Genomic DNA, 12,139 nt, shown 5'->3' with positions numbered 1-12,139 from the left:
GAATGCAACGCATTTTATTATTTCTATATAGTATAAGGGCCTTCTTGCTGTTTATCACGCTGGAAACTGTTGCCATTTGGTTGATCGTTTCTTATAATTCACCACAAGGAGCCGTCTTCTTTAACAGCTCCAATAGCTTTACCGGAGCGTTTCTAAGCACCAAAGATAATTTCACCGAGTACTTTACCTTGGGCAGGTCCAACGAAGAACTGGCTAAAAAGAATGCACTGCTGATGAAGCAGCTGGCCAACTTGCGCCCTGTCAAGGACAGTGTGAACATCCCCCTGGACAGTCTGATGGAAAGCACCTATGAATTTAGATCAGCTAAGGTCATCAATAATTCCATTAACCTGCGGAATAACCACATCACCTTAAACAGAGGTGCTGAAGACGGCATCAAAGAAGGCATGGGGGTATTCAATGGTGATGGCATCGTGGGACGTGTAAAAGGTGTCAGCAGTCATTATGCCTCAGTCATTTCCTTGCTCCATACCGACCTCTTGGTTTCTTCAAAGATAAAATCCACAGATGTCTTTGGGTCTACCCAGTGGGACGGTAAAAATCCGCAAAAAGCCAAACTCAAATACGTCCCTAGGCACGTACAAGTGACCCACGGCGACACTGTGGTCACTTCTGGTTACAATGCCGTATTCCCAGAAGGGATTCTGGTAGGAACGGTGGATTCGGTCAGCAATGGGACAGAAACAAATTATCTGGATATTACCATAGAATTGGCGGCAAACTTTAGCACGCTTACATATGTATATCTTGTAGAAAACAATCGGGAAGTGGAATTGGATTCCCTTCAAGAAATCACCGAAATCATCAATGAATAGCAGAACAGTCATCGCTTCTATCGGAGGTATTTTTCTATATTTTATCATCCAAGTTTTGGTGCTGAAAAACTTGGTGCTTTTTGGCGTGGCTTTTTGTTTTCTTTATGCCATTTATCTGTTATTGCTTCCCATTGAAATCAAGACCATCCCGTTAATGGTAATTGCTTTTGTCCTGGGCTTTTCGATTGATATATTTTACGATAGTTTGGGTATCCATACCGCTAGTGCAGTGATGATGGCTTTTTTTAGAAAACCCTGGCTTACGGTCATTACGCCCACCGGCGGCTATGACACTAACACTCCACCAACACTGCTCAACATGGGCATAGGTTGGTTTTTGGTGTACAGCCTTCCACTTATCCTCCTGCATCACTTGACATTCTTTCTTATTGATAATCTAGGGACTTCCTTGTATATTCCGATGATTTACAAAACGCTGAGCAGCACGGTTTTTACGTTTATCATTGGAATGATCGTTCAGGTTTTGTTCTATAAGAAAAGGAGAGGCATCTAAATGAACGAAAACAGACACAGTGTCATCGTCATCGTTATCATTATCGTTGGGGTAATCCTGCTGAGTAAATTGTTTATGATCCAAGTGGTCGATGATAGTTTCCTGAGGCGTGCCGAGCGAAATGCCGTCCAGCGAATAATAGATTACCCCTACAGGGGTTTGATCTCTGACCGAAACAGTGAACTTTTGGTCTATAACAATCCTGTGTTTGACCTGATGGTCATTCCACAGGAGTTCAGCATTAAGGACACAGCAAAATTCTGTGACATCTTTCAGATCGAAAAGCAAAAACTTATCGAACGGTACACTGCTGCAAAAAAATACTCATGGGTAAAACCTTCCCCGCTCATCAAGCAAATTTCGACTACCGATTTTGCGAAAATCCAGGATTACCTGATCGACTACCCGGGTTTGTTCGTCATGACCAGATCGGTAAGGGCATACCCTGACTCCATCGCTGCAAGTGCACTGGGATACATCGCTGAGATAATACCCCGTCAAATGGAAAGGGACTCGCTACATTATTATAACCAAGGAGACTATATTGGTCACTCTGGACTGGAATCTTACTATGAAAAGATCCTTCGGGGTAAAAAGGGAGCCAAATACAAAATGGTCAATGTCCGAGGTGTAGACAAAGGCTCCTTCAAAAACGGCACATTAGACACCGCCTCTGTGGCAGGACTGAATCTGCAATCTACTATCGATATGCAATTACAGCAGTACGGCGAAAAACTTATGAAAGGGAAAAGGGGCTCTGTGGTGGCGATAGAACCAAAGACCGGAGAGATCCTATCCATAATCTCCGCACCGGTATATGATCCGAACTTGCTCGCTGGTGCTGCCTACAGTAAAAATTACAACATTTTGCTATCGGACACGACCAAGCCACTATTCATCAGGCCAATTCAGGCAAAATATCCTCCAGGGTCAATCTTCAAAGTAGTCCAGTCTTTAATCGGCCTACAATGGGGGACTTTGACACCAAACACTACTTATGCCTGTAACAAAGCCTTGGTGGCCTGCCACAATCACCCGAGTCCTGTCAACTTATTTGGCGCTATTAGAAATTCATGTAATCCTTACTATTATCAGGCCTTCAGGCAAATGATCAACCAGGAAATATCCTCCAACACCTATACAGATACACAGATCGGTCTGGACAAGTGGCACGAAGCCGTGGAAAAATTTGGACTTGGCCATGAACTTGGGGTAGACTTACCATATGAAAACAGTGGCAGTGTTCCTTCCAGCTCACTTTACGATAGGATTTATGGAAAAGGCAGATGGAAATACAGCACCATCTATTCCCTGTCAATAGGGCAAGGAGAGATGGAGGTAACACCTCTCCAAATGGCCAACTTAGCCGCAATATTTGCCAATAAGGGTTATTATTATACTCCACACCTCATCAAAGCCATCAATGGGGATCCAGGTAAAATCCCCGAGGAATATACTACCAAACATGATGTCGGCGTGGCGGCCCACCATTTTGACATGGTACAGAATGCCATGGCGGAAGCACTTTATGGCACAGCCATGCGTGCTATTATCAAGGACATCACCATTGCCGGAAAAACAGGGACTGCCCAGAACCCTCACGGGGAAGATCACTCGGTTTTCATAGCGTTTGCACCAAAAGAGGACCCCAAGATCGCTATTGCCGTTTACGTGGAAAACGCAGGCTGGGGAGGACGAGCGGCTGCCAGTACCGCCAGCTTGATGATTGAAAAATATTTGAGAGGACATATAGAAAGACCGGCACTCGAGGAGTATGTACTGGTCGGAGATTTCGGAGACTAACGTGAGACAAAACGACCTATATATCAATAAAATTGACTGGCTGAGCATATTGCTCTACGGAGCTTTGGTGATGATCGGCTGGTTTAATATCTATGCTGCGGTATATGATGAGCAGGCAGCCAAAAGCATCTTCGACTTCAGCATTAACAGCGGAAAACAGTTAGTCTGGATCGGTACGGCCGTGCTCTTGATTACGGTCATCATGGTGGCTGACTATCGCCTCTTTGATAATCTTAGCCTTATTCTATATGGAATTTTCCTGCTTATTCTTTTGCTTACCCCCTTTATCGGAAAGGAGATCAATGGACAGCGAGCCTGGTTTGAAATAGGGCCATTCCGATTGCAGCCCGGGGAATTTGCCAAATTTGCTACAGCACTTGCCTTGGCCAAATTCATCGAAAAACCTTCCTTTGATCTGAGCCAGCCCAAATTCCAACTTCAAGCTATTCTCGTCATCTTGCTGCCTGTTTCACTCATCATGCTTCAGCCAGATACTGGTACGGCGATGGTTTACATGGCATTTTTCATCATGCTCTACCGGGAAGGAATGCCGCAGAAGTACTATGTCTTTGCATTGGTATTTATCGCTATATCCCTACTCTCGCTGGCGGTGGACAATAATCTATACATTGCACTTCCGGTGGCCGGCCTTACCCTTATCCTGATCTTACTGGGCAAGAAAAACTGGCAGCGCATCGTGACATTATGCTTGATCGGAATCGCGATCATTGCTTATTCATACAGTCTTGACTTGGTCGTTTCCAAACTGCCCCAACACCAGCAAAACAGGATTATGGTGCTCTTTAACCCTGACATTGATCCCTTAGGTGTAGGTTGGAATGTCACGCAGTCCAAAATCGCGATCGGTTCTGGTGGCTTTTGGGGAAAAGGCTATCTGGAAGGCACCCAAACGAAATTTGATTTCGTGCCAGAACAGCATACTGACTTTATCTTTTGCACCCTTGGAGAAGAATTTGGCTGGATTGGTAGCCTGGTGGTGGTGTTCCTATTTGCAGCCTTACTGATCCGGCTGGTCTTCTTGGCTGAGCGACAAAAGACACGTTTCTCGAGAGTTTATGGCTACTGCGTCATATCCATTTTACTTTTTCACTTTATGATCAATATTTCCATGACGATTGGACTCTTTCCCGTAGTAGGGATCCCATTGCCATTTTTCAGCTATGGAGGCTCCTCGCTATGGTCATTCACCATCCTGCTATTTATCTTTATCAAACTGGATTCCCACCGCATCCAGTTGCTGGGAAGAATGAATTAAAGACTACTTTTCGTCAAATTTCCGGTAAATCAACTGTAGGAATTCCATTACCTCATCAGAATCCTTATCCCAATCCAGCCTCGTTACATAGCGCTTGTTGACGAGTTCTATGGCTTCCACAAAACTGTCACATTCATCAATGGACTTTAAGGCATGTCCCATCAGGTCAGGATTGCTGTCAAAGAGTTTTTTGGTAAACATAAACCGCTGGTTAATGGCCACCCCTTCATCCATCGATGATATGGATCCCTTCAGTACACCGCTTTGCTCCGATTCAAATCTCGCCCATGCCAAGGCCGGATCAATCCCCCCTTCTTGGGCTGCCAATGAGCCACTTTCAAGGGAAACTTCCACTTTTTCCTGCGAATCAGCCATTTCTGCTTGATCTTCGTCAGCATTATCTTGACTTTGCTCTTCCTCAGCGGATGTTGAAGTTTTTGGCTCCCCAACTTCTGGAACCAGCTGTTCCCAGTCAATCGGTAAGGCCTGCGCCAAGCTCTCAAGCAGGACGGTTGGGGATGCTAATTTTTCCTGTAACTGCTGATAGGAGTCACTTAGGGATTTTTTGTACACCTCGGCGTCTCCATGTCCTCCCTTTTCCATCAGTTCGTTCAGCAACTCTTCATGCCATTTGATGTACTTTTTGGAAGCTTTTAGGTGGCCATGGGGGCTATCCCCCTTGCATTTTTCAATCTCCCCCCAAAAGTAAACCATGGGATCCAGTGCCAAGAGTACCGTATCGATCACCGCCACTTCCAGCAGCGGCAAAAAATGGGTGTGCTCGATCTTGATCGCACGAGAAAGCACATTCATAAATTCCTTTAATGCTTCGGACACTGCTATATCCTTATAGTCAAAATAGGGATTGGACTTCATCTTCTCCATCTCCTCGTTCCACTTTTCAAATAAGGTCTTGATCACCATAAAATTAACCTGTGAACTGGGGGTCAATTGGATGATTTCCTGCCCAGACATGTACTTTTTGGTACCGAAATATTCAGAACATATCTTTTCTGATATATCATGGGCATAGTTTTCTAAATAATTGAGGTTAATTTTATCGTTCATTAGTAGTTTTATTTGCTGTAGTCGTTCGAGATTGATGCCTAAAATAATAATTGAAAACTTATACCACAAGGAGATTTCCTCAAAAGGATCCGATTACAAAGTTATCGAAATTATCCATGATAATTATGTAGATTGGATGCATGCTTGTGGAAAAAAAGGACGCTGCACCACTTGCATGATGATCGTGGAAGATGGGATGGAAAACCTTTCCGAGCTCACCGAAAGGGAAGCTTATTTTCAAAAACTGGGAAAGCTTAAGCCTAACCAACGGCTAACATGCCAGGCTCGCCTAAATAAAGGCACCCTCCGCATCCGTGTCAATGAACGGTACAAGTTGCCACACATGGATTACGGCGAATAAGCTACGATCATCAGCTACTGTTCCGTAATTTTCCTTAACATTGCAAAATTATGTTCATAGAACCAGTTATAGGGAATAATAACCCAAAAAATAAAAAAGGGCATATTGAAGTGATCTGCGGATCGATGTTTTCTGGGAAAACAGAGGAGCTTATCCGTCGTCTAAACAGGGCCCTCATCGCCAAGCAAAAAGTGGAAATCTTCAAACCTGCCATAGACACTCGCTACCATGAACGTAACGTGGTGTCACATAATGAAACGGAGATCAGGTCTACACCCGTCCAATTCGCCGATGACATCATGTTGCTCACCGGGGAATGCGACGTAGTAGGAATCGATGAAGTCCAATTCTTCGATGAGCAGATCGTACGTGTGGCCAACAGACTGGCTATTGCGGGTAAACGCGTGATCATGGCTGGTTTGGATATGGATTTTGAAGGGAAACCCTTTGACCCAATGCCACAGCTTTTGGCCAGTGCTGAGTATGTCACGAAAGTGCATGCCATCTGCATGAAATGTGGCGACTTGGCTTCGTACAGTTACCGGCTAACACCGGCCAAGGAAAAAGTCGTACTCGGTGAAAAAGACAGCTACGAGGCCCGTTGTCGAAAGTGTTTCTACGAAAACAAGTCTTAAGACAATGATCGCAAGCTATGATCAAGAAAACCCAAGGCATCGTCATCCACTACATAAAATTCCGTGAATCTTCCATCATCGTGAAGATCTTTACGCGGGATTTAGGGCTAAAGAGCTATATTGTCAATGGGGTCAGAAGCGCAAGGTCAAAATCAAAAATGGCACTTTATCAGCCACTCAGCCTACTTGACTTGGTTGTTTACGACAAAGAAAATGCCTCTATCAACCGCATCTCGGAAGTGAAATTGGCCTATCCATTTCAGCGAATACCGTTTGATTTTTACCGTTCCGGAGTGGCCATGTTTGTGGGGGAAATCTTAAGCAAATCAATTTATGAAAACTATCAAAATGAATACCTGTTTGATTTCATCTATCAATCGGTCACTTTTTTGGACAGTGAGCCCATTAGTTTAAGCACTTATCCTCTTTCGTTCTTACTGGAAACCTCTGGTTTTTTGGGGTTTGCCCCTGATTCTGCTGGGGAATTCTTTGAACAAGTACATCCTGATGTAAATGATGGATCCTTCGCCCTGGAAGAAAAAAAATTCTTTACTCAACTACTAAAAAACCCATTTGATCCTTCCATAAAAATACCCCCATCTGTTAGAAAAAGTTTACTTGATGATTTACTGACCTTTTATAAACTACACTTGGACACTTTTTTCGAGGTGCGATCACTGGAAGTTTTAAGGAACTTGATGTAGCCACCGAATTTACTTCACCACCACCTCCTTGATACTCTTGGAAAATATTCCTGACAGTTCCTTACCGCTACCATCCACCAAAGCTATCGTGATCTTGTGTGATCCGTTGGACAAATTATCAATGTATATAACACCTAATTCATCGGTCACAAACTCCTGTCCCTCGGCGGTAACTTTTACCCGTAAACCGTCTTCTTCCAAATCCCCTCCCACCAATATATAGTCCACCACAACATCCTCCCCTGCTTGGTATTCCGTTCCGTTTTCAGGAAGGTTTACACCAATGTAGGGATCATCACTTTCCGGAAAGGGGGCTGATTTTCCCACCACAAAATCCCGCTCCACGTAATTTCCGTATTCCTTAAGTGCCATTCCATCATCATCCACCAAAAATGCCAGCACCTTATAAGTACCCGTTTCGAACTCTTTTCTGAAAATTGGCATATTATACCCGATAGGATCTGCTCCGTTAATGATCATTCTCAGCTGAAATCCATTTCTACCGTGTTCGAATGGATAATTTTTAATATTGAACTCAAAAGGCACAGCGCCCACATCGAACGTTTCGTTTTCAAGTGGATTATGAAGCTCCAACATGGCATCCGGATAAGAATTTCCTTGCATCTGATAGCGAAAAGATATATCCTTTTCCTCTAGGGTGGTTGTTTGGGCGATTTCGTTAGGATCACTGGTCGTTTCCTTTTTGGAGTCTGATGTGCAAGAGAGCCAAAAAACACTACAGATAAACCAAATATATAAGTTGTTTTTCATAGCTGGAGGACAATTGGGTTAAGTTAAAGATATTTAATTTTACTATAAAATATTTACCTTGCAGGATAAAATAATCCAGTCATGAGCGAAATCCTTTATAAAGAAATCCCTTCCTTGGACCTATCCGACTTTACCTCGGGCAATGCTGAACAAAAAGAGGCATTTGTACACAAACTTGGTGATGCATACGAAAACATTGGTTTCGTAGCCATAAAAAACCATGGGCTCACCCAAGCACTTCAAGACAAGCTCTATGCGTCGATCAAAGCTTTTTTTGCACAGGAAGACACTATCAAATCCAAGTACGAGCGGCCAGAAATCGGCTATCAGCGTGGCTATACGGGGAAAGGAAAAGAACATGCAAAGGGCAGAAACACCGGGGATCTGAAGGAATTTTACCATGTGGGCCAGGAATTGTCCAAAATCCCTGATTCCGATCCGCTCAAAAAGGATTATCCTCCTAATGTATGGCCAGAGGAAGTTCCAGACTTCAAAGACACGGCGCTGGAAGTCTTTGGCACCATCGAAGCTGCAGGGAAAGCCATGCTACAGGCTATTGCCTTACATTTAGGGCTTGATGAAATGTATTTTGAGGACAGAGTACTCCACGGCAATTCCATTTTACGCCCCATTCATTATTTCCCCATCGAAGATCCTGCTTCTGTTCCTGCAGATGCTGTCCGTGCAGCGGAGCACGGTGACATTAACCTGATCACACTGCTAATGGGTGCAAGTGCGGACGGTCTTCAAGTGCTTCGAAAAGATGGCCAATGGATCCCCATCACAGCCCTTCCGGACCAGCTTGTCGTCAACGTAGGGGACATGCTCGAAAGGCTCACCAATAGGAAACTAAAATCCACGATTCACCGCGTGGTCAACCCTCCCCGTGAAAAGATGAACAACAGCCGCTATTCCATCCCGTTTTTTATGCACCCAAGATCAGAAATGGACCTCGCCTGCCTGGACAGTTGTGTGGACGGGGCAAACCCAAAAGCATTTCCAGATGCTACTGCAGGTGAATTTCTGGAAGAGAGGCTTCGGGAATTAGGGCTTCGCAAATAGGCGCTGGTGACCATCCGCAAAGTAAAATATTACCTTTACCTGAAGGATGTCATCACCCTTTCAGTAACGGCTTTCGGTGGACCGCAGGCCTTCTTGGCCATGGTACTGGATATCATGGTCAAGAAACGACACTACATCACCGAGGAGGAACTTTGGGAACTCCATGCCCTCTGCCAGATACTGCCAGGCCCTACTTCCACACAGACCATTTCAGCTATTGGTTACCGGGTAGGAGGCCCTAACCTCGCTTACCTATCGCTTTTGGTATGGATACTGCCGGCCACTATCATCATGACAGCAGCCGCTATTTTAGTGGATTTCCTTCAGACCCAAACCGAAGGTTCGCTGGATTTTGCCAAGTTTATCCAGCCCATGGCTATTGGTTTTATCATTTATGCCGCGCAAAAAACCATTGGCAAGATGGTAAAAACCACTGAAGCAATGGTGCTGATGCTGTTGTCGGCATTTGTGGCTTTCTTTTATAATTCGCCTTACATTTTTCCATTTATGCTGGTGGCCGGCGGCATCACCACCTCATTGAAATTTAACAAACAACCTAAAATCGAAGAGAAAAGCGGCATCAGGATCCAGTGGGCAAACTTCCTGCTTTGGGGAGGTGTATTGATTTTAGCGGCGACCTTGGGACATTTTACGAAAATTCTTCCTATCCGATTATTTGAGAATTTCTATCGTAACGGCAGTTTGATCTTTGGGGGAGGACAGGTGCTGGTCCCTTATCTCTACACTGAATTTGTAGAATTCAAGGCTTACCTTACCTCTGAAGAATTCTTGACCGGATATGCTATTTCACAGGGTGTCCCAGGCCCCACCTTCAGCATCAGTTCGTACATAGGCGCCCTGTCCATGCGAAGTGCTGGACTGGGAGTAGGAGGAGCTATAATAGGCGGGTTGGTTTCTGCAGCAGGCATATTTCTGCCTGGCACTTTCCTGATTTTCTTTGTCATTAGATTTTGGGACGAGTTGAAGAAATACCGGCCCGTTCGTGCCGCTCTGGAAGGGATCAATGCCGTCAGCTGTGGTATGCTGATCGCCGCTGCTTATCTGCTCTTCGAGCCAATGCCTGCCAATTTCTTTAACATCGCAGCCATTGCCATCACTTATTTTATGCTCCAATTTACCAAAATCCCTTCACCATTCATCATTATTGGCGGTATCGTGATAGGACTGGGCTACCAACTATTCATTAATAACCTAATTGGATAAAAAATCCTTGGAACTTTTTCAGGTTAGTACGATTGGAAAAATCAATGAAAAATTAAAATCCATACGTGAAACTAGTAAAAACCATCATAAACAACACCTCAATGGCACACTAATTGTGAAGTACCCTGATATTAAACCAACTAATACTATGTTATGAAAATTTTACACTTCAAAAATTGGCTCTTCGGACTTGCAGGATTGCTTGTAATGGCGTCTTGTAACTCAGATGATAAGGAATCGATGGAAGGAACAGCCACGGTAAATGTATCGCTCGTGGATGCACCAGCGGATTATGATGAAGTATGGATTGATGTTTTGGGGGTAGAGCTCTTACCTGGTGGTGAAGACGAAGATGGTGACGGCTGGATTTATATCCCTTACGATGAAGAAGATGCATATATCAACCTCCTTTCCTTGGTCAATGGAAATGAAGCTTTTATCGGATCAGAAGAGATTTCTGCAGGTTCGATTTCCAAGTTGCGCCTGGTATTAGGTGAGGACAATTATTTGGTTATAGATGGTGAAGAGACCCCATTGACTACACCAAGTGCCCAACAAAGTGGGCTAAAACTTCAGCTTGACCAAGAGCTAATGGCAGGCATCCAGTATGATCTGGTCATCGATTTTGACGCGGCAAAATCCATTGTTAAAGCAGGTAACTCTGGACAATATATCCTTAAGCCTGTCTTGAGAGTGGTAGCAGAGCAATCCGCTTCAATCGAAGGGAAAGTACTTCCCGTAGAGGCCCATCCGGTAATCTACGGCATCATTAATGAAGACACTGTCAGCACTTTTGCTGATGAATCTGGTGCCTTCGCCCTGAGGGGACTTGCTGAAGGAAACTATACCGTCATTTTTGAGCCTACTGAAGAATACGAAGCAGATACACTTTATGATGTTCCTGCAGTAGACGGCGAAATCACCGTATTGGATCCTGTGGAATTGGAAATGGCGGCTGATTTGGAAGTAGAGATCGGAACTGTAAATTAAAAAACGAAGACCAACTATTATTTATACCTCAAGGAAGGCTGCTCTAAGGTTTAGGGCAGCCTATTTCTTTTTGATTCTGACAAAAACAAGACCTAAAGGAATCAAGCAATATTTATGAAGGCAGCTAAAATTCATAATACTTTTTAAGAATGCCCTATGCCTGCAGAGTTTGGAATTATGCCCTAACTGTATGGAATGGGTTTTAGCGTGAGTTTATGGGCATTGGCCAGGTGATTTCAGCTAAAACAGCAAACATTATATTCGGCTATTTACCATGGGTGTTGCCCATGGTTATGAATGTGACGCTCTATCTGGTGCCAGACAAGCCTGCTTGGCTCCAAGTAAGCCTGCTTGGCTCCAGACAAGCCTGCTTGGCTCCAGACAAGCCTGCTTGGCTCCAGACAAGCCTGTTTTGCGCCAGACAAGCCTGCTTGGCTCCAGACAAGCTTTCAGCGCTCGGTCTGTCTCCACTTTGCATTTCCAAATCCTCCTAAAATCCGGAAAAAATATATCAGCAAAAATCTGCCCAACCTGTCCCGCCGGGGCGGATCAGCGTTACCCTCGTTCCATATAAAACAGCTTCCGTCCTAACTGATGCTTAGACAGGTATGCCCAGCCCCCCAACTTTTCCGCCTCATCCGCCTAAAGCAGATTTCAAAAAAACTATCTCTATTTACACTTTTCTATCGGCTAAAAAAAATTGCCGATTATAGGTAATAAAAACCCTTAACACGTGACTTTCAATCAGGCAAAAATCTCAATGACAAATATTTAAGCATTTGCGTATAGTTGCGCATCATATTTTTTGATTTTAACCCCATATCGACTTAGATTTAGATTCTCAGTTCATATTTTTCATTCGCTAGCGATTTTTCTTTAGTCTATCTATTGGTTA

13 protein-coding genes are annotated in these 12,139 nt (G+C 44.2%); 11 read left to right on the top strand and 2 right to left on the bottom strand.

Annotation, left to right across the window (positions count from 1 at the left end; translation table 11 throughout):
• The first annotated feature begins 2 nt into the window (after positions 1-2).
• From mreC to rodA, 4 genes are read left to right on the top strand one after another with little or no spacing between them, the layout of a single operon-like run.
• Entirely contained in the window at positions 3-836 is an 834-nt protein-coding gene (gene mreC / locus FKX85_RS07015) for a rod shape-determining protein MreC (protein WP_141614052.1), read from the top strand.
• On the top strand, positions 829-1,350 hold the full coding sequence (locus FKX85_RS07010; protein WP_141614051.1) for a rod shape-determining protein MreD: 522 nt from the start codon (positions 829-831) through the stop codon (positions 1,348-1,350). The genes mreC and FKX85_RS07010 overlap by 8 nt, the downstream gene beginning before the upstream one ends.
• The gene (gene mrdA, locus FKX85_RS07005; protein WP_141614050.1) at positions 1,351-3,153 is read left to right on the top strand and encodes a penicillin-binding protein 2; all 1,803 of its coding nucleotides are present in this window, start codon (positions 1,351-1,353) and stop codon (positions 3,151-3,153) included.
• Between the two features lies 1 nt (position 3,154).
• Positions 3,155-4,429, top strand: a complete 1,275-nt coding sequence (gene rodA / locus FKX85_RS07000) for a rod shape-determining protein RodA (protein WP_141616728.1) — start codon at positions 3,155-3,157, stop codon at positions 4,427-4,429.
• A 3-nt stretch (positions 4,430-4,432) separates the two neighbouring features.
• On the opposite strand, the gene FKX85_RS06995 is transcribed toward rodA, so the two are convergent.
• Positions 4,433-5,497: a hypothetical protein gene (locus FKX85_RS06995; RefSeq protein ID WP_141614049.1), complete on the bottom strand. Its 1,065-nt coding sequence runs from the start codon at positions 5,495-5,497 to the stop codon at positions 4,433-4,435.
• A gap of 34 nt (positions 5,498-5,531) precedes the next feature.
• Between FKX85_RS06995 and FKX85_RS06990 the strand changes: the two genes are divergently transcribed.
• From FKX85_RS06990 to recO, 3 genes are read left to right on the top strand one after another with little or no spacing between them, the layout of a single operon-like run.
• Positions 5,532-5,858, top strand: coding sequence for a 2Fe-2S iron-sulfur cluster-binding protein (locus tag FKX85_RS06990; protein WP_141614048.1), 327 nt, complete (start codon positions 5,532-5,534; stop codon positions 5,856-5,858).
• A 50-nt stretch (positions 5,859-5,908) separates the two neighbouring features.
• The gene (locus FKX85_RS06985) at positions 5,909-6,493 is read left to right on the top strand and encodes a thymidine kinase (protein WP_141614047.1); all 585 of its coding nucleotides are present in this window, start codon (positions 5,909-5,911) and stop codon (positions 6,491-6,493) included.
• 17 nt (positions 6,494-6,510) lie between these two features.
• Complete coding sequence (recO, locus tag FKX85_RS06980) at positions 6,511-7,197, top strand: DNA repair protein RecO (protein ID WP_141614046.1); 687 nt, start codon at positions 6,511-6,513, stop codon at positions 7,195-7,197.
• 9 nt (positions 7,198-7,206) lie between these two features.
• Here the strand turns inward: recO and FKX85_RS06975 are convergent, their stop codons facing one another.
• Positions 7,207-7,968 carry a hypothetical protein gene (locus FKX85_RS06975; RefSeq protein WP_141614045.1) on the bottom strand — a complete coding sequence of 254 codons (762 nt, stop codon included), beginning with the start codon at positions 7,966-7,968 and terminating at the stop codon, positions 7,207-7,209.
• 81 nt (positions 7,969-8,049) lie between these two features.
• Between FKX85_RS06975 and FKX85_RS06970 the strand changes: the two genes are divergently transcribed.
• The 4 genes from FKX85_RS06970 to FKX85_RS21420 all read left to right on the top strand — a co-directional run bounded on the left by FKX85_RS06970 (position 8,050) and on the right by FKX85_RS21420 (position 11,738).
• The gene (locus FKX85_RS06970) at positions 8,050-9,030 is read left to right on the top strand and encodes an isopenicillin N synthase family dioxygenase (RefSeq protein ID WP_141614044.1); all 981 of its coding nucleotides are present in this window, start codon (positions 8,050-8,052) and stop codon (positions 9,028-9,030) included.
• A 6-nt stretch (positions 9,031-9,036) separates the two neighbouring features.
• Positions 9,037-10,254, top strand: a complete 1,218-nt coding sequence (chrA, locus tag FKX85_RS06965; protein WP_141614043.1) for a chromate efflux transporter — start codon at positions 9,037-9,039, stop codon at positions 10,252-10,254.
• Between the two features lie 153 nt (positions 10,255-10,407).
• Complete coding sequence (locus FKX85_RS06960; RefSeq protein ID WP_141614042.1) at positions 10,408-11,244, top strand: DUF4382 domain-containing protein; 837 nt, start codon at positions 10,408-10,410, stop codon at positions 11,242-11,244.
• Positions 11,245-11,459: 215 nt separating this feature from the next.
• Positions 11,460-11,738, top strand: a complete 279-nt coding sequence (locus FKX85_RS21420; RefSeq protein ID WP_168196228.1) for a hypothetical protein — start codon at positions 11,460-11,462, stop codon at positions 11,736-11,738.
• Positions 11,739-12,139 lie beyond the last annotated feature (401 nt).

The organism is Echinicola soli, assembly GCF_006575665.1.
Taxonomy (GTDB): domain Bacteria; phylum Bacteroidota; class Bacteroidia; order Cytophagales; family Cyclobacteriaceae; genus Echinicola; species Echinicola soli.
This window is presented reverse-complemented; position numbering and strand designations above follow the sequence as displayed.